The sequence below is a fragment of the Kiloniellales bacterium genome (assembly GCA_030064845.1).
Lineage (GTDB): Bacteria > Pseudomonadota > Alphaproteobacteria > Kiloniellales > JAKSDN01 > JASJEC01.
In genome coordinates, this window is sequence record JASJEC010000008.1 from 1 (window position 1) to 21,367 (window position 21,367).

A 21,367-nucleotide genomic window follows, 5' to 3' on the forward strand; every position below is an offset into this window, starting at 1 on the left:
CAGCCACGTCACCAACACCGACAAGCACCCCAAGGGCATCGCCGCCTCGCTGCTCGAGAAGCGGGTCAACGAGGAGATGAACGGCCGGGCCTGCATGCAGGTCTTCCCGAACTCCAGCCTCTACGACGACAAGAAGGTGCTGGAGGCCATGCTGAACGGCGACGTCCAGATGGCCGCGCCCTCGCTCTCCAAGTTCGAGAAGTTCACCAAGAAGTTCCGGATCTTCGACCTGCCCTTCGTTTTCGAGGACGTGGCCGCGGTCGACCGCTTCCAGAACTCCGAGGCCGGCCAGAAGCTGAAGGGGTCCATGCGGCGCAAGGGCCTCCAGGGTCTGGCTTTCTGGCACAACGGCATGAAGCAGATGTCGGCCAGCCGGCCGCTGATAAAGCCCGAGGACGCCAAGGGCCTGAAGTTCCGCGTGCAGGCCTCCGACGTGCTGGTCGCGCAGTTCGAGCAGCTCGGCGCCAACCCGCAGAAGATGTCCTTCAAGGAGGTCTACGGCGGGCTGCAGACCAAGGTGATCGACGGCCAGGAGAACACCTGGTCGAACATCTACGGCAAGAAGTTCTTCGAGGTGCAGGACGGCATCACCGAGACCAACCACGGCATCATCGACTACCTGGTGGTCACCTCGACCGAGTGGTGGGAAGACCTTGACGAGGGCGTCCGCGAGGACCTGGCGCGCATCCTCAAGGAGGTCACCGAGACTCGTAACGCCGAGTCGACCGCGGTCAACGAGGCCAACAAGCAAAAGATCATCGATGCCGGCACCGAGGTCCGCACCCTGACCAAGGAACAGCGCCAGGCCTGGGTCGATGCCCTGAAGCCCGTCTGGGCCAAGTTCGAGAAGGACATCGGCGCCGACCTGATCGAAGCCGCCCAGGCGGCCAACACCGGCAGCTAAGCCGGCCGCGAGCGTCGGGCCGCGCGGAGTTTTCCGCGCGGCCCCGCGCGCCGCAATCCAAGTCGTCTCGGGGAGGGGGGAGCCTCATGTCCAGGCAAGCGCAGAGCGCGTTCGGTCGCGCTGTCGACCGGGTCGAGGAGACCGTGATCACGGTGCTGCTCGGCGTAATGACCCTGCTGACCTTCGCCAACGTCGTCGCGCGCTACATCTTCAACACCAACATCCTCTGGGCGCTGGAGGTGACGGTCTTCCTCTTCGCCTGGCTGGTGCTGCTGGGGGCGTCCTACGCGGTCAAGCACTCGATCCACATCGGCGTCGACGTGATGATCCGCGCCCTGCCTAAGGGAACCCAGCGGATGATCTCGCTGATCGCGGCGGCGGCCTGCATACTCTTCGCCCTGCTCATGCTTAAGGGCGCCTGGGACTACTGGTATCCCTTCGCGACCAAGCGCGCCTTCCTCGAGACCGACGACGTCCCCATGCCCGAGTTCCTCCAGTTCCTCGCGGACTGGCTGAACGAGGGGGAACGCTACGAGAAGCTGCCGCGCTTCATTCCCTACTTCGTGCTGCCGCTGTCCATGGCGCTGCTGACCTGGCGCTTCGTCCAGGCCGGCTGGGACATCCTGACCGGCAAGCGCGAGCTGTTGATCGCGGGCCACGAGGCCGAGGCCGCCTTGATCGACGAGGTCACCGACGACCTGTCGCACCGGCCGGACCGGAAGGACTGAGCCATGGCGATCGTCCTGCTCTTCGCGCTGGTCATCGGCCTGATGCTGATCGGCGTGCCGATCGCCGTCTCGCTCGGTCTCTCCAGCGTGGTCTTCCTGCTTCTGCACTCCGACGGCTCGCTCGCCTCGATCGCGCAGACCCTGTTCTCCGCCTTCGAGGGGCACTACACCCTGCTGGCGATCCCCTTCTTCATCCTGGCCTCGACCTTCATGTCGACCGGCGGGGTGGCCCGGCGGATCATCCGCTTCGCGATCGCCGTGGTCGGCCATTTCCAGGGCGGGCTCGCCATCGCGTCGGTCTTCGCCTGCATGATGTTCGCGGCGCTCTCCGGCTCCTCGCCGGCGACGGTTGTGGCGATCGGCACTATCGTCATCGCCGGCATGGTGCAGGTCGGTTACACCAAGGAATTCGCCTCGGGCGTGATCTGCAACGCCGGGACCCTCGGCATCCTGATTCCGCCCTCCATCGTCATGGTGGTCTACGCGGCGGCGACCGACGTCTCGGTCGGCCGCATGTTCCTCGCCGGCGTCATCCCCGGGCTGGTCGCCGGCCTGATGCTGATGATCGGGATCTACGTAGCGGCCAAGATCAAGAACCTGCCGGCCCAGGACTGGGCCGGCTGGGGCGAGATCCTGGCCTCGGCGCGGGACGCCGTCTGGGGCCTGCTGCTGATCATCATCATCCTGGGCGGCATCTACGGTGGCATCTTCACGCCGACAGAGGCGGCGGCGGTCGCCGCGGTCTATGCCTTCTTCATCGCCAACTTCGTCTATCGCGACATGGGCCCCCTTTACGTCGAGGGCGGCGATCCGATCCCGCTGCTGAAGAAGCCGACCAGCCTGCTGACCGTCTGGACCCATCCGGATACCCAGAAGACCCTGCTGGAAGCCGGCCGGCTGACCGTGATGCTGCTCTTCATCATCGCAAACGCGCTCATTCTGAAGCACGTGCTGACCGAGGAGCGCATTCCTCAGGCGATCACCGAGGCGATGCTCGCCGCCGGCCTGGGACCGATCCTCTTCCTCGTCGTGGTCAACGTGATCCTTCTCATCGGCGGCCAGTTCATGGAGCCCTCGGGTCTCCTGGTCATCGTCGCGCCGCTGGTGTTTCCGATCGCCGTCGAGCTGGGGATCGACCCGATCCACCTGGGCATCATCATGGTGGTCAACATGGAGATCGGCATGATCACGCCGCCGGTCGGCCTGAACCTCTTCGTCACCGCCGGGGTCTCCAAGATGTCGGTGATGAACGTGGTCAAGGCGGCGCTGCCCTGGCTCGGCATCATGTTCGTCTTCCTGATCCTGGTGACCTACGTGCCATGGATCTCGACCTGGCTGCCGATCAGCCTGATGGGGCCGGAGATCATTACCAAGTAGGGGACCGCCGGCCGCCTCAGCCGAGCGCGGTACCGGGAACCCAGATGTAGCCGTCGGGATCGGCGAGGTAGCATTCGCGCAGGCCGTGAGGTTTGTCGGCGCTTGCGGCCAGGACCGTGTCGCCGCGCGCCTCGGCCCGCGCCTCGGCCTCGTCGGGGTCGATTCCGTAGAGCCTGAGCTCGGCCCCGGCGCCGCGGATCGCCCCGTCCCCGGTCAGGGACAGCAGCGGGTGGCCGCCGTAAGTGTGGTCGGCGTGCAGCATCCATTCGTGCCCGCCGTGGCGCAGCACGGCGAAATCCGGATCGGCGTAGACCAGCTCGACCCCCAGCACCTCGGTCTGGAAGGCCACGGCCCGGGCTATGTCACGCACCAGGAGGTTGACGCCGAAGCCGCTGAGCGAGCGGCCGTAGGCGTCCGCCGCCATAAAGGGTTCGCCGGTCCTCCGCTTCATGCCACCTCCCTTGGCCGCGTGCTGGCCCCCGACTATAACCGGATCGGGGGGCCGCTGGAAAAGGGCCACTTGCTTCGATTTCGAGGGGTCCATGTTTCGCCCGGAAAGCCTGGCCGTCACCGTTCTGCTCACCGCGCTGGTCGCCTTCGGCGCGATCTCGACGGACCTCTACCTGCCTTCGCTGCCGGCGATCGTCGAGGCCTTCGACAGCGACACGGCCGAGGTCCAGCTGACCCTGTCTGTCTTTCTGGCAGGCTTCGCCGTCAGCCAGATCTTCTACGGACCGCTGTCCGACCGCTTCGGCCGGCGGCCGGTGCTGATCTTCGGGCTGAGCCTCTACGTCGCGGCGAGCCTCGCCGCCGCGCTGGCGCCGGGCATCGATTTTCTGATCGCCGCCCGGTTCTGTCAGGCGGTCGGCGCCTGCGCCGGCGTGGTTCTGGGCCGGGCCGTGGTGCGCGACATCCACGGGCGGGCCGGCGCCGCGCGGGCGCTCTCCTACATGGGCATGGCCATGGCGCTGGCGCCGGCGATCGGCCCGATCCTGGGCGGCTATATCGAGGTTGCCTTCGGCTGGCGCGCCAACTTCTTGGCGCTCACCGCCTTCGGCGCGGTCTCCCTCGGCGCTCTGCTCCTGGTGCTGCCGGAAACCAATCTCTGGCCCAATCCGACCGCCACCCGGCCGGGCCCCATGGCCCGTAACTACCTGAGGCTGGCGCGCGACCGGGTGTTCCTCGGCTACGTCCTGGTCGCGGCCTGCACCTACGCCGCGATCTTCGCCTTCATCTCAGGCTCGGCCTTCGTGCTGATCGACGGCTTCGGCCTCAGCCCGGACCGCTACGGCCTCTGCTTCGCCTTCGTGGTGGTCGGCTACATGCTGGGCACCTTCGTCTCGGGACGCTTGACCATGAAACTCGGGCTCGAGCGCCTGGTCGCCGCCGGCGCCCTGGTCGGCCTGCTCGGCGGCGGCGCCGGCGGCGCCCTCGCCTGGGCCGGTGTCTACAACTTGGCCGCGGTACTGCTGCCGGTCTTCACGGTGCTGATTGCCGCCGGCCTGATGCTGCCCAACGCGCTGGCCGGCGCCATCGGCCCGTTCCAGGAGATGGCGGGCACCGCCTCGGCTTTCCTCGGCTTCGTTCAGATGGGTTTCGCCGCCCTGGTCGGGATCGCCGTCGGCGGGCTGCACGACGGCACGCCCCGGGTCATGATGACCGCGATCGCCATCGTCAGCCTCGGCGCCCTGGCCGCCCGCCTGCTCACGCTCGCCCGCAAGCCGGCCGGCGAGTCCACCTGAGCGACCCGGGCCGGAACCCGATGGTCAGCGTTGCGGGCCGCCTTCCTCGCGCCCGAAGCGAGTGTTGGCAGCGGTATCGGATGCCGTTCCGTCGCCGCCCAGCCGGCGCAGAATGCGCGAGATCAGGCCTTCGCCGCCGCCTTCACCAGCCCGCGGCAGCGGCTTGGACGGTACGCCGGCCAGCCCGCGGGTCATGACCCGCGCCCAGAGCCTGGCCGGCAGCCCGCCCCCCGTGACGCGGCGCATGGGCGTCCCGTCGTCGTTGCCGAACCAGGCGCCGCCGACCAGATCGGCGGTGTAGCCGATGAACCAGGCGTCGCGGAAGTCCTGGCTGGTGCCGGTCTTGCCGGCTGCGGGCCGGCCGGGGTTGGCGGCCTTGCCGGTGCCCCATTCGACCGTGGCGGTCATGACGTCGGTCATCTGGTCGACGTCCTCCCCGGCAATCAACTGGCCCGGGCCGTCGCCCGACCGGCGGTAGAGCGTGCGGCCGCTGCTGTCCCGGATCTCCGCGATGCCGTAGGGCCAGACGCCGACGCCGCCGTTGGCGAAGGCGGCGTAGGCGCCGGTCAGCTCCAGCAGGCTGACCTCCGAGGTGCCAAGCGCGATGCTGGGCGTGGCCGAGATTGGCGAGGTGATGCCGAGGCGGCGCGCCATGGCGGCGACCGCTTCCGGGCTGGACTCCAGCGCCACGCGGACCGCGACCGAGTTGAGCGAGCGGGCGAAGGCCTCGCGGAGGGTCACCTCGCCCAGGTACTTGTCGTCGTAGTTGCGCGGCGTCCAGCCGTCCAAGGTGACCGGTTCGTCGACGAAGCGGTCATCGGGCGTCCGGCCGCTCTCGAACGCAGAAAGGTAGATGAAGGGCTTGAAGGCCGAGCCGGGCTGGCGCAGGGCCTGGACGGAGCGGTTGAACTGGCTGCTGCGGTAGTCGCGGCCGCCGACCATGGCGCGCACCGCGCCGCTGGTGTCCAGGGCGACGAAGGCGGCCTGGCTGGCGTCGAGTTCCTTGCCCGGTCCGTCGAGAAGGCCCGCGGTTTCCGCTTCGGCCACGGCCTGAAGCTCGGCGTTCAGCGTGGTCAGGATCACAAGGTCCCGCCCGGTCGGCCCGACGTAGTCCTGCACCTGGGACAGCACCCAGTCGGTGAAGTACCGGGCCTGGCCGCGGGCAACGCCGCGCGCCGCGGTCTTGTTCTCGAGCGCGGCCTCGGATTCCGCGGCGGTCAGGAAGCCGGCCTGGACCATGGATGACAGCACCAGGGCCGTGCGCTGGTCGGCGCCGGCCGCGTTGGTCGCCGGGTTGTATCGCGACGGGGCCTTGAGCAGCCCGGCGAGCAGCGCCGCCTCGTAGACCGTCAAGTCGGCGGGGGCCTTGTCGAAATAGCGCCGGGCGGCGGCGTCGACGCCGTAGTTGCCGCCGCCGAAGTAGACCCGGTTGAGATAGAGCGTGAGGATCTCGTCCTTGGTAAAGTGCCGTTCCATCCAGAGCGCGAGCAGAACCTCCTGCACTTTGCGCCGGATCGTGCGTTCCGGGGTCAGGAACAGGTTCTTGGCCAGCTGCTGGGTGATCGTCGAGCCGCCCTGGACGATGCGCCCGGCCTTCAGGTTCGCCAGCATGGCGCGGGCGAGGCCGCGGGGGTCGATGCCGCTGTGCTCGTAGAATCGGCGGTCTTCGATCGCGATCAGGGCCTTGGTCAGATTGGGCGAGACTTCGCGGAGGACGACGGTCTCGCCGTGGATGTCACCGACCGCCGCGAGCTGCGTGCCGTCCAAAGCCAGGATCGTGATGTTGGGCTGGCGGCCGGAACCGATCATGGTAACGTCCGGCAGGTTGTAGGCGTACCAGCCGACGACCGACGCGACCCCGAGCGTCCCCCAGATCAGGATGATCACGCACCACGCCAGAACGCGGCCCAGCAGCGAACGCTTGGGCTTTGGCTCGACCGAGGTCCAGCGAATCTTCCCGCTTTTCTTCCGGCGCGGCATCTCTGTCTATCTAAGCGCTCTCGGGTCGAATGGCCACAATCAACCTTGGGCGGCGCGCGCCCCGCCAAGCGCGGACGGATCCGCTGCTCCGCGGGGACCGCGCTAGATATCCAGGTTGGCGACTTCCAGGGCGTGGGTCTGGATGAACTCGCGCCTCGGCTCGACCACGTCGCCCATCAGGGTCGAGAAGATGTCCTCGGCGTCGTCGGCGTGCTTGATCTCGACCTTCAGCAGGGTGCGCACCTCGGGATCCAGGGTGGTCTCCCAGAGCTGCTCCGGGTTCATCTCGCCCAGTCCCTTGTAACGGCTGATCACCTGGCCCTTGGCGCCCAGCTCGAAGATCGCCTCGATCAAATCGAGCGGGCCGGTCACCCGGTATTCCTGATCCTTCTGGCGCAGCGTGGCGTGGTGCTCGTAGTCCCGCCACAGGTCGGCCGCCATGTCGTTCAGGGCGCGCGCCTCCGAAGAGCGGATCAGGGCGCGGTCGATCAGGTAGTGCTCGGTCACGCCGCGCAGGCTGCGCGTGAAGCTGAGTCCGCGGTCGGCGTCCACGGCGCCCTGCCAGCCGCGCTCGGCCTCCGGCGCCAGGTCGTCGAGCCGCCGGGCGATCTGGTTTGCCGCCTCCGCCGCCTGGGCCTCGTCGGTCAGCAGATCGGGATTGAGCGCGCCGGCGATGGCGGCCTGGACCGCGACGTCCCGGCTGCGCACGCGCCGGACCAGGGGGTCGATCAAGTGCTTGGCGCGCAGGCCCTGCTGGACCAGTTCGAGAAGCTCCGCTCCCGCGACCTGGGCGTCGGTCCTGCACTCGAGCACCGCGTCCTTGGTGCCGTTCTCGATCAGGAAGGCCTCGCGCTCGCGGTCGTCCTTGAGATAGCGCCGGGAATCGCCCTTCTTGGCGTGATAGAGCGGCGGTTGCGCGATGTAGAGGTGCCCCTGCTCGATGATCTGGGGCATGTGGCGGAAGAAGAAGGTCAGCAGGAGCGTGCGGATATGGCTGCCGTCGACGTCGGCGTCGGTCATGATGATGACCTTGTGGTAGCGCAGCTTCTGGAGGTTGAACTCGTCGGCGCCGATCCCGGTGCCCAGCGCGGTGATCAGGGTGCCGATCTCGGCCGAGGAGAGCATCTTGTCGAAGCGGGCGCGCTCCACGTTGAGGATCTTGCCTCTCAGCGGCAGGATGGCCTGGAACCGGCGGTCGCGCCCCTGCTTGGCCGAGCCGCCCGCCGAATCGCCCTCGACCAGGAAGAGTTCCGATCGCGCGGGATCCCGCTCCTGGCAGTCGGCCAGCTTGCCGGGCAGCGAAGAGACGTCGAGCGCGCTCTTGCGCCGGGTCAGCTCGCGCGCCTTGCGCGCTGCCTCGCGCGCCGCCGCCGCCTCGACCACCTTGGCGACGATGCGCTTGGTCTGGGCGGGGTGCTCCTCGAAGTACTGATCGAGGCGCTCGGCGATCACGCTCTCGACCACCGGCCGGACCTCCGACGACACGAGCTTGTCCTTGGTCTGGCTGGAGAACTTGGGATCGGGCACCTTGACCGAGAGGACGCAGGTCAGGCCTTCGCGGGCGTCGTCGCCCGTCAGGGTGACCTTCTCCTTCTTCATCAGGCCCTGGGCCGTCGCGTAGCTGTTGATCTGGCGGGTCAGGGCGCTGCGGAAGCCGGCCAGGTGGGTGCCGCCGTCGCGCTGCGGGATGTTGTTGGTGAAGCAGAGCACCGACTCGTGATAGCTGTCGGTCCACTGCAGGGCGGCCTCCACGCCGATCCCCTCGTGCTCGGTCTTGACCAGGATCGGCGGCGAGATCAGCGCCGTCTTGGTCCGGTCGAGGTACTTCACGAAGGCTTCCAGGCCGCCCTCGTAGTGCATCTCGACCACCTTCGGCTCGGCGTGCCGGGCGTCGATCAGGGTGAGCTGGACCCCGGAGTTGAGGAAGGCGAGCTCGCGCAGGCGGTGCTCCAGGGTCGAGAAGTCGTACTCGATGTTCGAGAAGGTCTTGGGCGACGGCAGGAAGGTGATCTCCGTGCCGGTGACGTCTTCGCAGTCGCCGACCACGGCGAGCGGCGCCTCCGCCTCGCCGTTCGAGAAGGTCATGCTGTGTTCCTGACCGTCGCGCCAGATGCGCAGCGTCAGGCTCTCGGAAAGCGCGTTGACCACCGACACGCCGACGCCGTGCAACCCGCCGGAGACCTTGTAGGAGTTCTGGTCGAACTTCCCGCCCGCGTGCAGCTGGGTCATGATGACCTGGGCGGCGGAAACGCCTTCCTCTTCCATGACGTCGACGGGGATGCCCCGGCCGTTGTCGAGCACGGTGACCGAGCCGTCGCCGTTCAGCGTCACCTCGATTCGGTCGCAGTGGCCGGCCAGCGATTCGTCGATCGAGTTGTCGACCACTTCGTAGACCATGTGGTGCAGGCCGGAGCCGTCGTCGGTGTCGCCGATGTACATGCCGGGCCGGCGGCGCACCGCTTCCAATCCCCTGAGGACCTTGATCGACTCGGCGCCGTAGGCGTCGTCGTGCTCCTTGTCCTTGGGTGCTTGGGGCTCTGTTTGCTGGGTCATGATCACTACAGGCTTTGAGAAACGGAACGGGTATCGTCGAGGGCCGCGATCTGGGCGGCGCGCACCTCGTAAAACTGGGCCGCTGGCCCGAGCGCTTCGAACAACGCCCGGTCGGTGCCGGTCAGCCAAGCCTGGCAGCCGAGCGCCAGGAGCTCGTCGAACAGCGCCCCTCTGCGGCGCTCGTCCAGGTGCGCGACGACCTCGTCGAGCAGCAGGATGGGCGTGGTCGCGCGCTCGGCGGCAAGTAGGCGCGCGTGGGCCAGGACGATCGAGATCAGCAGCGCCTTCTGCTCGCCGGTCGAGGAGAGCGCCGCCGCCACGCCGCGCTCCATGTCCTCGACCGCGAGGTCGCTGCGGTGCGGGCCGCAGGCGGTCGTGCCGCTCTCCGCGTCGGACCGGCGGTTGGCGGCGAGCTGTTGCCGGAAGCGCTCCTCCGTCTCCAGGGCCGCGCCCTCGCCGAGCCAGGACTCGATCTCGCCGATCAGCCCCAGGCGCGCCCGTGGGAAGGGGCCGACGCCGGCCGCGCAGGCGGCGGCCAGCCTGGCGACGAACTGGCGCCGGGCGGCGGCGATGGCGACGCCGTGGCCGGCGGCCGACTCTTCCAGGGCGCTCAGCCAGTCGTGGTCGCCGGCGCCGCTCTTGAGCAGGCGGCCGCGTTCCCTGAGGACCTGCTCGTAGGCCGCGACGCGACCGGCGTGGGCGGCGTCGAAGCCATAGACCAGGCGGTCGAGAAAGCGCCGGCGAGCCGAGGCGCCGTCGCGGAACAGGCCGTCCATCTGCGGCGTCAGCCAGACCATAGCGGCGGTCTCGCCGAGCGCCTGCTGGCCCTTCACGGCGACGCCGTCGACTTTGACCACGCGCCGTTCGCGCTTGGCCGATTCCTGCGCCGGATCCCGCCCCGTGCCGAGGCGGCGCGGTCCCTCCGGGGTCTCCAGCACGGCCGCCACGGCCCAGGGGCGTGCGCTTTCGCGCTCGCCCGGCGCCATGCGCGCCACTTCCGGCAGCTTGGCCGCGCGCAGGCCCCTTCCGGGAGCCAGAAAGGAGAGCGCCTCGAGGAAGTTGGTCTTGCCGGCGCCGTTGGGTCCGCAGAGCACCACCGGGCGACCGTCCGCGCTCAGCGCGGCGCGGCCGTAGCAGCGAAAGTCGGTCAGCGTGACTTGGCGGATCCAGCTCGGCGCCGCACGCCCCGGCAGCCGTTCCGCCGCAGGCTCCGGCCGCTCGCGGTCGAGCGATGTGGTTTCCGCCACGCTCACGTTACCGGCGCGCTCCCTCAGACCCGCATGGGCATGAGGACATAGAGCGCGCTGGCATCTGCGATGTCGCGAACGATGGTCGGCGAGGCGGCGTCCTTCAGGGAGAACTCGGCATTCTCGCCTTCGATCTGCCGGGCGATGTCGAGCAGGTAGTTCGAGTTGAAGCCGATCTCCAAGGGCTCGCCGCCGTAGGTGATCTCCACCTCCTCGGTCGCGCTGCCCGCATCGGGGCTGGTCGCGGAGAGGCTCAGGCTGCCGTCGGCCATCGAGAGCTTCACCGCCCGGCTCTTCTCGGTCGAGATCGTCGAGACCCGGTCGACGGCGGCGGAGAAGGCCTTGCGGTCGACGCCCATCACCTTGTCGTTGTTGGCCGGGATGACCCGCTCGTAGTCGGGGAAGGTGCCGTCGATCAGCTTGGAGGTCAGCTCCGTCGAATCGAAGGCGAAGCGCACCTTGGTTTCCGACAGGCTGACGGCGATCGTCTGCTCGCTCTCGTCGATCAGCTTGCGCAGCTCGGCCACCGTCTTGCGCGGCACGATGACTCCGGGCATGTCCTCGGCGCCCTCGGGCCGGGGCATCTCGAAGCGTGCCAGGCGGTGCCCGTCGGTCGCGACCGCGCGCAGCACGGGAAGATCGTTCGACGCGGTGCAGTGCAGGTAAATGCCGTTCAGGTAGTAGCGGGTTTCCTCGGTCGAGATCGCGAAGCGGGTCCGATCGATCAGGTTGCGCAGCTCGGCCGAGTCCAGGGCGAAGCTCTGGGGCAGGCTCTCCGCGCCGGTGCTGGGGAAGTCCTCGCGTGGCAGGGTCGACAGCCGGAAGGTGGAGCGGCCCGCGTTCAGGGTCATCTGTCCCGCTTCGCCGCTGGTCTCCAGGCCGATCTGCGACCCGTCGGGCAGCTTGCGGACGATGTCGTAGAGCGTGTGGGCCGGGGCTGTCGTCGCGCCCGCGTCGGCGATGTCGGCATCGACCTGCTCGACCACCGTCAGGTCCATATCCGTGGCGCAGAGGGTCAGGCGGTCGCCAGCGGCTTCCAACAGGACGTTGGACAGGATGGGGATGGTGTTGCGCCGTTCGACCACGCTTTGCACGTGGGCGAGCGCCCGCAGGAGCGCCGCGCGTTCGATCGTCAGCTTCATGGTGTCCTAGGTATCGTGTCTTGAACTCTGCATAGCGTCAGGGGATCCGCTTCCAACACTCGATCGGCCGCCGATAACGGCCCAGCGATCACCGCCCCTATGCCGAAATGAAGAGAGCCGAATCCAGGCTTTCCGGAACGGTTGAACACTATAGCACAGGTGTCCGGAATGGTAAGCTTTATTGCCGCTTAACCGGGCGCCGCCGACGGCCCGGCAAACCCTCCGTTTCCCCGCGCGCGAACCCGCTATCCATCAAAAGTTTAGAGCGAATTCAGATGTTTAGAGGATGGCAGATCTGCTCTAGCCTTCGAGCATCCGCCGCAGCAGCTCGACATCCTCGGCGAAGCCGTTGTCGGTGGACTTCAACTCCTCGATCTTCCGGACCGCGTGCATCACCGTGGTATGGTCCCGGCCGCCGAATTTCCGGCCGATCTCGGGCAGCGAGCGCGAGGTCAATTGCTTGGCCAGATACATCGCGACCTGGCGCGGGCGCGCGACCGCGCGGGCGCGTCGCGCCGAATGCATGTCCGAAACCCGCATGTTGAAGTGCTCGGCGACCCGCTTCTGGATCTCCTCGATGGTCACGCGCCGATCGTTCGCCCGGAGCAGGTCGTGCAGGACCTCCTGTGTCGCCTCGAGCGTAATCGGCCGGCCGACCAGGGTGGCGTGGGCGACGATCCGGTTGAGCGCGCCCTCCAGCTCGCGGATGTTCGAGGTGATCGTGTGGGCCAGGAACTCGAACACCTTCTCCGGGATGTCGGCCGACAACTGCTCCGCCTTGGCCTGAAGGATGCCGAGGCGCAGCTCGTAGGTTGTGGGATGTATGTCGGCCACGAGGCCCCAGCCGAGCCGTGAGCGCATACGCTCTTCCACGCCTTCCAGGTCGGACGGGCTCTTGTCCGCGGAGATCACGACCTGCCGGTTGTGGTCGACCAGTGTGTTGAAGGTGTGGAAGAATTCCTCCTGGGTGGCCTCGCGGCCGCCGATGAACTGGACGTCGTCGATCATCAGCACGTCGACCGAGCGGAACTCGTCCTTGAAGGCCATGGTGTCCTTGGTGCGCAGCGCCCGGACGAACTGGTACATGAACTTCTCGGCCGATAGGTAGATGATCCGGCGCTTCGGCTCCCGCTGCTTGATGTGGTGCGCGATGGCGTGCATCAGATGGGTCTTACCGAGTCCGACGCCGCCATAGAGGAACAGCGGATTGAAGGGGACTGTCTTGGCCTCCGCGACCCGCCGTGCGGCGGCGTAGGCGAGCTCGTTCGGCTTGCCGACGACGAAGTTCTTGAAGATGAAGCGGGGGTCGAGCGGCGCGCTGATCTCGGGCCGGCTGGCGCGGCTGACCGTATCGTAGAGCCCTGAATCGCCGGGCTCGACCGCGTCGGGGCCGCGCGCGCCGTTGCGCCGCTCGGCCCGGGACGCAATCCCCGCCCGCTCGACTCCGGGCTTGGGGTGCGGGCGCACCGGCGATTGAACGACGATGTCGATCTTGCGGATCACCCCGTCCTCGTCGCCCCAGAGCTCGAAGATCTGCTCGGCGTAGTTCTTCTTGACCCAGTCCCGCATGAAGCGCGTCGGCACGGCCAGCCGGACCGCGCCCTCCTTCGCGCCGACCAGGACCAGAGGCTTCAGCCAACTCCGGTATGCCGCTTCGCCGACCTCGGCGCGCAGACGTCCGCGTACCCGCGTCCAGAGTGCCTGGGTGGTGGAATCAATCTGGCCAACAGACATCCGTCTAGCCCCCTCAACAAAAGACCTGTTCTCTCGTCCAACCCACGCGATCTGCCGACCGGCCGCGCGCGAGCGCCTCGGGGACCTCGGAACCGTGAAACCTGAGACCGTGACCTCGCGGGGAGGTCATTACGCACGACAAGGCATCGTCCATCTATCCGTAGTACTCCTCCTATCGACCCAGATCGTTGACCCGAGCCGTTTCGTCGGACAAACCACCTCCGTTCCCAAGGACAGAAGCCCATGGGTTTAAGAGCAATCGCGTGCAAATGGCCCCAATTACTGATGCCCGTACCTGGCTACTTAGAATTTCCCCCGTCTCGGGTGAATTCTATTTGTTTTGACCGTATTTTTACTTATAGAGCCCCAGGTAGCCTCCTTGGTTAATGTACCTGTCACATCTTCCCCTTGCAACAGGTCTGAAAGGAGAACGGAGAAAAATTCCCCTGTTCGGACCGCTTCCAAACGGCAGAAACCCGCCAAAACGCGGGCACACCAAGCGTTTGCCGGCGCTGCGTTGGCGCACCTCGGGGTAAACGACTGCGGTGGGTTGGTCGGGTGGCTGCGACGGCACGGGGGCCGTCGGCCAAGTCTAGCTCATCGACTTGATGGCGGCGTTCAACCGGGAAATCTTGCGTCCCGCCGTGTTCCGGTGCAGCACGCCCTTGGTCACGCCCCGGTGCAATTCCGGCTGGGCGTCCTTCAAGGCGGCCGCGGCACTCTCTTTGTCGCCGCTGGATATGGCCGTCTCCACCTTTTTCACGAAGGTGCGGATGCGGCCGATGCGCGAACGATTCATCTCGGCGCGCCGCGCGTTGCGCCGGATCCGCTTCTTGGCGGACTTGTGGTGGGCCATGGTTCTCGATCTGTCCTGTTACGACGCGGGTGACGGAAAGCCCGGCGTTATAGACCCGCCCCCGAGCCCCGTCAAGCGAGCTCGGCGACGCAGAGCCCGCCCCCAGAGCAGATCGCGGCCCGCTCCAGTTTCAGGGTCCGACGGCCGATCAGCGGTGCTTCCAGTCAGGCTTCCGCTTCTCGGCGAAGGCGCTCATGCCCTCTTTCTGATCCTCGGTCCCGAAGGTCGAGTGGAACAGGCGGCGCTCGAAGCGGATGCCCTCAGCGAGGGTCGTCTCGTAGGCCCGGTTGACCGCTTCCTTGGCCATCAGCACGCTGGGCCGGGACAGGCCGGCGATGGTCCGGGCCGCCGCCAAGGCCTCGTCGAGCAGCGACTCGGCGGGGACCACCCGCGCGACGAGCCCGCAGCGCTCGGCCTCCTGGGCGTCCATCATGCGGCCGGTCAGGCAGAGGTCCATGGCCTTCGACTTGCCGACGAAGCGTGTCAGGCGCTGGGTCCCGCCCGAGCCCGGGATGGTGCCGAGGGTGATTTCCGGCTGGCCGAACTTGGCGGTCTCGGCCGCGATGATCATGTCGCACATCATGGCGATCTCGCAGCCGCCGCCGAGCGCGTAGCCGCCGACCGCCGCGATGACCGGCTTGCGGGTGTGCGACAGGCGCTCCCAGCCCTCGGTAATGAAGTCCTCCAGGTAGGCCTCCATGTAGGTCTTGTCGCGCATCTCCTTGATGTCGGCGCCCGCCGCGAAGGCCTTCTCCGAACCGGTTAGCACGATGCACCCGATCGTCTCGTCGGCTTCGAAATCGTCGAGCGCCTTGGCGAGCTCGTCGATCAGGGCGGCGCAGAGAGCGTTGAGGGCCTTGGGGCGGTTCAGGGTGATCAAGCCCACCTTGTCGCGGGTCTCGACCAGAATGTGCTCATAGGCCATGTCGGCAGGTTCCTCCGGGTTCGGGTTGCCCGGCGCCCGCCGGAGCGGTGCCGGTGGTTGGGGGGCGGCAGTTATCCGGGCGTCAAGCTGAAGCGGACGATCAGGCGATCGCGCGCGTTGAGAAAATCGAGGGTCAGGGTCTCGCCTTCGCGACCGAAGCGCAGCGTGTCGAGAGTCTTCCAGCCGAGCGGCGGCAGAGCGCTGCGGTAGAAGTCGAGCACCTCTTCGCGCGTGACCTGGCCTTGGGCGTAGGCCTCGACGATCCGCCCGGCCGGCTGATCGAACACCAGGCCGGCGTCCGCCACCTCGGTCAGTCCGGGCATCAATGGGAGATCCTCGACCTGGGTGACGTAGCCAGGCTGCTGAGCCGCCGCCGGCGCCGCCGCGGCGCCGAGCAGGACCGCGGCGAGGACGGCGCACGCCAGGCGGACACGCGTGCTGGCAGTCGGTCGTTTCATGGGGGCCTAACTACCCTAGCGCTGGCGCCTTGGACAATAGAAAGTCGAGCGGTTGGACTGCACCAGCCGGCGAATGCCGCCGTCCGGCGCCGGCGCGCAGTCGCAATCGGGACAGGCTTGCCCCTCGCGGTCGTAGACCGCCCACTGGTGCTGGAAATAGCCCAGCTCGCCGCTGGCCTGCACATAGTCCCGCAAGCTCGAGCCGCCGGCCTCGACAGCACGGTTCAGGACGTCGCGGATCGCGCCGGCCAGGCGCTCGGCACGGCGCCCCTGAACCGTGTAGGCGAGGCGGCGCGGCGAGAGCCCGGCAAAATAGAGCGATTCGCAGGCGTAGATGTTGCCGAGGCCGGCCACCACCTTCTGGTCGAGCAGCGCCGCCTTGATCGGTGTGCGCTTGCCACGCAGGGACTGGGCCAGGACCGGGCCGCTGAAGCGGTTACCGAGCGGCTCGGGGCCGAGATCGCGCAGCAGCCGATGCGCGGGCAGGGCGCTCTCGGCCACCAGATCCATCATGCCGAAGCGCCGCGCGTCGTTGAAACGGATCTCGTCCCCGGCGTCGGTGGTGAAAACGATATGGTCGTGCGGCGCCGGCGGCGCCTTCGGGTCCCGGCTGAGCACCATGCGGCCGCTCATGCCGAGGTGGCACAGCAGGACTTCTTCCCGGTCCAGGTGGAACAGCATGTACTTGGCGCGCCGCGATATCGAGAGCACGCGGCGGCCCGAGAGGCGCGTCGCGAAGGCCGGCGGCAGCGGGAAGCGCAGGCTCTCGCAATTCTGCTCGACGCGTTGCAGCCTGCGGCCTTCGAGGCGCGGGCGCAGGCCGCGGACGACGGTTTCGACTTCTGGCAGCTCGGGCATGGCCTCGCTTCGCAGGCTCGCAGGCAGAGTAGCGTGACCGGTAAGCCCGCGCTATGTTCCGCCCATGAACGGCAGGGGTTCAAGGCGCGCGGTATCGGGTCTTCGCTCGGCGGAGTCAAGCCGGCAGGAACCGCCGCCCCGCGGGGCGGCGGCCGAGAAGGACCCGACCACCCACTTCGGCTTCCGCGAGATCGCCGCGGCGGAGAAGGGTGCGCGCGTGCGCGGCCTGTTCGAGCGGGTCGCCGGGCGCTACGACCTGATGAACGATCTCATGTCCGGCGGGGTCCACCGGCTCTGGAAGGAGGCCCTGGTCGACCGCCTCGACCCGAGGCCGGACCTGCGCCTGCTCGACGTCGCAGGCGGCACCGGAGATATCGCTTTCCGGGTGGCCGAGCGGCTCGGTGAAGGGCTGCGCGAGCCGATCCTGGTGTGCGACCTGACCGAGGGCATGCTCGCCGCCGGCCGGGACCGGGCCGCGGAGCGCGGGCTGTCCGACCGGCTCGCCTGGCTGTGCGGCGACGCCCAGAGCCTGCCGCTGCCCGACCGCAGCGTCACCGCCTACACCATCGCCTTCGGGCTCAGGAACGTCACCGACATCGACCTCGCCCTGGCCGAGGCCCGGCGCGTGCTCAGACCCGGCGGCCGGTTCCTCTGCCTCGAGTTCAGCCAGGTGGTGCTCCCGGTCCTGGCGCAGCTCTACGACCTCTACTCCTTTCGCGTCCTGCCGGCCATGGGCGCCGCCGTCGCCGGCGACCGCGACGCCTATGCCTATCTGGTGGAAAGCATTCGCCGCTTCCCCGCGCAGGAAGCGCTCTGCCGTAAGATCGCCAAGGCCGGCTTCGACATGGTGTGCTACCGCAATCTGACAGGCGGCATCGCCGCCCTGCACACCGCCTGGCGACTCTAATGCCCCGTCCCAGCGCCGGCTCCGGGCTCTTCGGAGCGCCACGCCTCCTGTTCCGTCTGGCCGCCATCGCGCGGACCCTGGCGCGCCACGACGCTCTGGCACCCCTGGAGGAGTCGGGCGTCGCCCCGGGAGTCGCCTGGTTCGCGCGCCGCCTGTCGCTGTCGCGCTCCAGCGGACGCCCCGGCGAGAAACTGGCCCGGGCGCTCACGGAACTGGGGCCGAGCTTCGTCAAGCTGGGCCAGTTCCTCTCGACCCGGGCCGATCTGCTCGGCGAGGAGATGGCGGCCGATCTCGCCCGGCTGCAGGACCGCCTGCCGCCGTTCCCCGCGTCCCAGGCCCGCGCGACCATCGAGCGCGAACTGGGCGGCCCGCTGGAGAGCTTCTTCGCGGAGTTCGATGAAACGCCCGTCTCGGCGGCGTCGATTGCCCAGGTGCACTTCGCGGTCACCCGCGAGGCGGAGGGAACGCCGGGCCGCGAGGTGGCGGTCAAGATTCTGCGGCCCGGGGTGGAGCGGGCCTTCGCCCGTGACCTGCAGCTGTTCTACGCCCTGGCGCGCCTGGCCGAGAACAGCCAGCCGCGACTGCGCCGCTTGAAACCGGTCGAGGTGGTCGCCTTGTTCGAAACGACCGTCCAGGTCGAGATGGACCTGCGCATGGAGGCCGCCGCCGCTTCGCAGCTGGCCGAGAACTTCGCTGACGATCCCAGCTACCGCGTGCCGCCGGTCGACTGGCAGCGGAGCGCCCGGCGGGTCCTGACCCAGGGCCGGCTGAGCGGCATCCGCCTCGACGACCGAGGCGCTCTGCTCGCCGCGGGACATGACCTGCGCGACGTGCTCTCCAAGGCGGCGGCGATCTTCTTCAAGCAGGTCTTCCGGGACGGCTTCTTCCACGGCGACCAGCACCCGGGAAACATGTTCGTCGACGCCGACGGCAACATCGGCGCCGTCGACTTCGGCATCATGGGCCAGCTCGACCGGAACACCCGCTACTTCCTGGCGGACATGCTTCTGGCGACCCTGGCCCGGGACTATCGGCGCCTCGCCCAAGTCCACGCCGACGCCGGCTACCTGCCGTCCGACGCCGACCTCCCGACCTTTGCCCGGGCGCTGCGCTCGGTCTGCGAGCCGATCTTCGGACGTTCGCTCAATGAAATCTCCTTCGCCCATCTGCTGGCGCAGCTTTTCCAGCTGACCGAGTCGTTCCAGATGGCCGTGCAGCCCCAGCTGCTCCTGCTGCAGAAGAACATGGTCATGGCCGAGGGCGTCAGCCGCCGCCTCGACCCCTCGCTCAACATCTGGACGCTGGCTCAGCCGCTGATCGAGGACTGGATGCGCGAGAACCGGGGCCCGGAGGCGCGGCTGCGCGATACGGTGGAGGATCTGACCAGCTCGTTGGAGAACCTGCCCCGCGCGGTGCGCAATCTGCAGCTGGCGACCGAGACCCTGGCCAGAGGCAGCCTTCGGCTCGACACGGGCGGGGCGCTCCCGAGCCCGCCGGCGCTCCGCCTGCCGTCCGGGCAACTGGCGCTCTGGGCCGCGGTCGCCCTGCTCTTCGCCCTGTGGCTCTTCGCGTGAAGGACCGGCGGCTCTATCGAAGCTCGACGGCCGACATGTGAACGAAGCGCAGGGCGCAGGCGACCAGGACGCCGGTCACGGACCAGCCGAGATTGATCTCGGTGGTCAACGTGACCGCGCCCGCCAGGACGGTGTAGCCCGCGGCGAAGGTGAACAGCGTCAGGCGATGACGGGCGCCCCGGAACAGGCGTTGGGCGAGCGAGAGGACGGTCCAGGCGACCAGGAAATTGGCCGCCGCCACGCCGAGATCGACCGCCAGCCGGCCGCCCGCCGGGGCGAGCGGCGCCCCTGGGGCGGCGCCGGCGGTCGGCCCGAGGGCCGCGGCCAGGATCGCCGAGGCGCCGAGCGCGAGGATGCCGAAGGCGAAGAAGAGGACCGGAAATCCGACGAAGACGGTGACGGTCGCTGCCGCGGTGCTTAAGGCTTGGGCGTCAGCCTTCCTGTCTCCAAGTGCAAGACTGGTCACTGCTTGCTCCTCCGTTCTTGTTCTATCATTCTGATTTTTATGGCTTCTTATCGAGCCGAGCCCCAGGATGACGGCCAAATGTGAAACAATTGTTGGGATCCTTGGTTAAGCCCGGCCTGCGCGGCCTCGGCATTTCGGGGGCTCGCTTGCCAGGTCTCGGCCTTGGACCTAAGGTGTGCCGCGTCCGAACCACCCTGCTCGGTTGCGTTTCGATGCTGCACGGTAAACGGATCCTCCTGGTCATTGCGGGCGGGATCGCCGCTTACAAGTGTCTGGACCTGATCCGTCGCCTGCGCGAGCGCGGCGCATCCGTGCGCGCCGTCATGACCGAGGCGGCGGGGCAGTTCGTGACGCCGCTCTCGGTGGCGGCGCTGACCGAGGACAGGGTCTACGGCGACCTCTTCTCCCTGACCGACGAATCGGAGCTCGGCCACATCCGCCTCTCGCGCGAGGCCGACCTCGTGGTGGTGGCGCCGGCGACCGCCGACCTCTTGAGCAAGATGGCGACCGGCAGGGCCGACGACCTCGCCTCGACCGCCCTGCTGGCGACCGACAAGGCGGTGCTCGCGGCACCGGCCATGAACGTGCGCATGTGGGAACACCCGGCGACCCAGGACAATCTCGCCCTGCTCAGGGAGCGCGGTGTCAGGATCGTTGGGCCGAACGAGGGCGACATGGCCTGCGGCGAGTACGGTTTCGGCCGCATGGCCGAGCCCGCGGAGATCTTGGCGGCGATCGAGACCTATTTTGCGGCCGCCGCGCCGCTCAGCGGTCGCCGCGCCCTGGTAACCAGCGGGCCGACCCACGAGGCGATCGACCCCGTGCGCTATATCGCCAACCGCTCCTCGGGCAAGCAGGGGCACGCAGTGGCGGCCGCGCTCACACGGCTGGGCGCCGAGACGACGCTGGTCTCCGGGCCGACGGCCTTGGCCGATCCGCCGGGCGTCGCTGTGGTCTCGGTGGAATCGGCGGAACAGATGCACGCGGCCTGCCAAGCCGCGCTGCCCGTCGACGTGGCTGTCTGCGCCGCCGCGGTTTCCGACTGGCGGGTCAAGGCACCGGCCGGACAGAAGCTGAAGAAGAACGGGGCCAAGACTCCCAAGCTCGAGTTCGCGACCAACCCGGACATCCTGCGGACGCTCTCGGCGGCCGGCAATCTGCGGCCGCGCATCGTCGTTGGCTTCGCGGCGGAAACCGAAAATGTGGTCGACCATGCCAAGGCCAAGCTGAAGGCCAAGGGATGCGACTGGCTCCTGGCCAATGACGTCTCGCCGGCCAGCGGCACTTTCGGCGGGGCGGAGAACAAGATCCACCTGATCGACGGTACCGGGGTCGAAGACTGGCCGCGCATGAGCAAACAGGACGTGGCGGAACGTCTGGCCCAGCGGATCGCGGCGGCATTCGACGGCGACGAGGGGTCCGCCCGTTGATGACAAGCGTCGAGATTGCCGTCACCTATCTGCCCCACGGCCGGGATCTCGATCTGCCGCGCTACGAGACGGCGGAGAGCGCGGGGATGGATCTGCTCGCCGCGGTGGAGCGCGACGCGGTCATCGAGCCGGGCCAGCGCCTGTTGGTCCCCACCGGCCTGGCGATCGCCCTGCCCAGCGGTTACGAGGCCCAGGTCCGGCCGCGCTCGGGCCTCGCCCTCAAGCACGGGGTGACGGTGCTCAACGCGCCGGGCACGATCGACGCGGACTACCGGGGTGAGGTCGGCGTCATCCTGGTGAACCACGGCAACGCGCCCTTCACAGTGACCCGGGGCAGCCGGATCGCCCAGATGGTCGTGGCGCCGGTCGAACGGGCCGCGTGGCGCCGGGCGGAAGGTCTCGAGCCCAGCGCACGCGGGACCGGCGGCTTCGGCTCGACCGGTCTGGACGCCAAGGCCACCGACCGGCCGGGCGGCTGAGGGGAAG

The 21,367-nt window shown here is 68.3% G+C and carries 19 protein-coding genes; 8 read left to right on the plus strand and 11 right to left on the minus strand.

Going from position 1 to position 21,367, the window contains the following annotated elements:
* The 3 genes from QNJ67_04545 to QNJ67_04555 all read left to right on the plus strand — a co-directional run.
* A partial coding sequence (locus QNJ67_04545) for a DctP family TRAP transporter solute-binding subunit (protein MDJ0608223.1) occupies positions 1–904 on the plus strand: 904 nt, incomplete at its 5' end.
* An 86-nt stretch (positions 905–990) separates the two neighbouring features.
* Positions 991–1,632, plus strand: a complete 642-nt coding sequence (locus QNJ67_04550) for a TRAP transporter small permease (GenBank protein MDJ0608224.1) — start codon at positions 991–993, stop codon at positions 1,630–1,632.
* Between the two features lie 3 nt (positions 1,633–1,635).
* Positions 1,636–3,009, plus strand: coding sequence for a TRAP transporter large permease (locus QNJ67_04555; GenBank protein ID MDJ0608225.1), 1,374 nt, complete (start codon positions 1,636–1,638; stop codon positions 3,007–3,009).
* A gap of 16 nt (positions 3,010–3,025) precedes the next feature.
* Here QNJ67_04555 and QNJ67_04560 read toward each other — a convergent pair whose 3' ends face one another.
* Positions 3,026–3,460 (minus strand): VOC family protein, encoded by a 435-nt coding sequence (locus QNJ67_04560; GenBank protein MDJ0608226.1) that lies wholly within the window; start codon positions 3,458–3,460, stop codon positions 3,026–3,028.
* Positions 3,461–3,551: 91 nt separating this feature from the next.
* On the opposite strand from QNJ67_04560, the gene QNJ67_04565 reads away from it, so the two are divergent.
* Complete coding sequence (locus QNJ67_04565; GenBank protein MDJ0608227.1) at positions 3,552–4,751, plus strand: multidrug effflux MFS transporter; 1,200 nt, start codon at positions 3,552–3,554, stop codon at positions 4,749–4,751.
* 24 nt (positions 4,752–4,775) lie between these two features.
* Here QNJ67_04565 and QNJ67_04570 read toward each other — a convergent pair whose 3' ends face one another.
* The 9 genes from QNJ67_04570 to mutM all read right to left on the minus strand — a co-directional run bounded on the left by QNJ67_04570 (position 4,776) and on the right by mutM (position 16,504).
* Complete coding sequence (locus tag QNJ67_04570; GenBank protein ID MDJ0608228.1) at positions 4,776–6,731, minus strand: PBP1A family penicillin-binding protein; 1,956 nt, start codon at positions 6,729–6,731, stop codon at positions 4,776–4,778.
* A 102-nt stretch (positions 6,732–6,833) separates the two neighbouring features.
* Positions 6,834–9,284, minus strand: coding sequence for a DNA topoisomerase (ATP-hydrolyzing) subunit B (gene gyrB, locus QNJ67_04575; GenBank protein ID MDJ0608229.1), 2,451 nt, complete (start codon positions 9,282–9,284; stop codon positions 6,834–6,836).
* Positions 9,285–9,289: 5 nt separating this feature from the next.
* Positions 9,290–10,537, minus strand: a complete 1,248-nt coding sequence (gene recF, locus QNJ67_04580) for a DNA replication/repair protein RecF (protein ID MDJ0608230.1) — start codon at positions 10,535–10,537, stop codon at positions 9,290–9,292.
* A gap of 17 nt (positions 10,538–10,554) precedes the next feature.
* Positions 10,555–11,673, minus strand: coding sequence for a DNA polymerase III subunit beta (gene dnaN / locus QNJ67_04585; GenBank protein MDJ0608231.1), 1,119 nt, complete (start codon positions 11,671–11,673; stop codon positions 10,555–10,557).
* 300 nt (positions 11,674–11,973) lie between these two features.
* Positions 11,974–13,407 carry a chromosomal replication initiator protein DnaA gene (dnaA, locus tag QNJ67_04590; GenBank protein MDJ0608232.1) on the minus strand — a complete coding sequence of 478 codons (1,434 nt, stop codon included), beginning with the start codon at positions 13,405–13,407 and terminating at the stop codon, positions 11,974–11,976.
* Positions 13,408–13,999: 592 nt separating this feature from the next.
* On the minus strand, positions 14,000–14,263 hold the full coding sequence (gene rpsT / locus QNJ67_04595) for a 30S ribosomal protein S20 (protein ID MDJ0608233.1): 264 nt from the start codon (positions 14,261–14,263) through the stop codon (positions 14,000–14,002).
* 148 nt (positions 14,264–14,411) lie between these two features.
* Positions 14,412–15,188, minus strand: a complete 777-nt coding sequence (locus QNJ67_04600) for an enoyl-CoA hydratase (GenBank protein ID MDJ0608234.1) — start codon at positions 15,186–15,188, stop codon at positions 14,412–14,414.
* Between the two features lie 71 nt (positions 15,189–15,259).
* Entirely contained in the window at positions 15,260–15,646 is a 387-nt protein-coding gene (locus QNJ67_04605; GenBank protein ID MDJ0608235.1) for a hypothetical protein, read from the minus strand.
* 15 nt (positions 15,647–15,661) lie between these two features.
* Entirely contained in the window at positions 15,662–16,504 is an 843-nt protein-coding gene (mutM, locus tag QNJ67_04610; GenBank protein ID MDJ0608236.1) for a bifunctional DNA-formamidopyrimidine glycosylase/DNA-(apurinic or apyrimidinic site) lyase, read from the minus strand.
* Between the two features lie 64 nt (positions 16,505–16,568).
* Here mutM and QNJ67_04615 point away from each other — a divergent pair, with 64 nt between their 5' ends.
* Both QNJ67_04615 and ubiB read left to right on the plus strand, forming a co-directional pair.
* A complete protein-coding gene (locus tag QNJ67_04615; protein ID MDJ0608237.1) occupies positions 16,569–17,411 on the plus strand; it encodes a class I SAM-dependent methyltransferase in 843 nt (280 codons plus the stop codon).
* Positions 17,411–18,985, plus strand: a complete 1,575-nt coding sequence (gene ubiB, locus QNJ67_04620; protein MDJ0608238.1) for a 2-polyprenylphenol 6-hydroxylase — start codon at positions 17,411–17,413, stop codon at positions 18,983–18,985. Before QNJ67_04615 ends, ubiB begins: the two co-directional genes overlap by 1 nt.
* A gap of 13 nt (positions 18,986–18,998) precedes the next feature.
* Here the strand turns inward: ubiB and QNJ67_04625 are convergent, their stop codons facing one another.
* Positions 18,999–19,451, minus strand: coding sequence for a hypothetical protein (locus tag QNJ67_04625; GenBank protein ID MDJ0608239.1), 453 nt, complete (start codon positions 19,449–19,451; stop codon positions 18,999–19,001).
* 212 nt (positions 19,452–19,663) lie between these two features.
* On the opposite strand from QNJ67_04625, the gene coaBC reads away from it, so the two are divergent.
* Both coaBC and dut read left to right on the plus strand, forming a co-directional pair.
* Positions 19,664–20,881, plus strand: a complete 1,218-nt coding sequence (coaBC, locus tag QNJ67_04630; protein MDJ0608240.1) for a bifunctional phosphopantothenoylcysteine decarboxylase/phosphopantothenate--cysteine ligase CoaBC — start codon at positions 19,664–19,666, stop codon at positions 20,879–20,881.
* Positions 20,881–21,360 (plus strand): dUTP diphosphatase, encoded by a 480-nt coding sequence (gene dut, locus QNJ67_04635; protein ID MDJ0608241.1) that lies wholly within the window; start codon positions 20,881–20,883, stop codon positions 21,358–21,360. Before coaBC ends, dut begins: the two co-directional genes overlap by 1 nt.
* Positions 21,361–21,367: the final 7 nt, after the last annotated feature.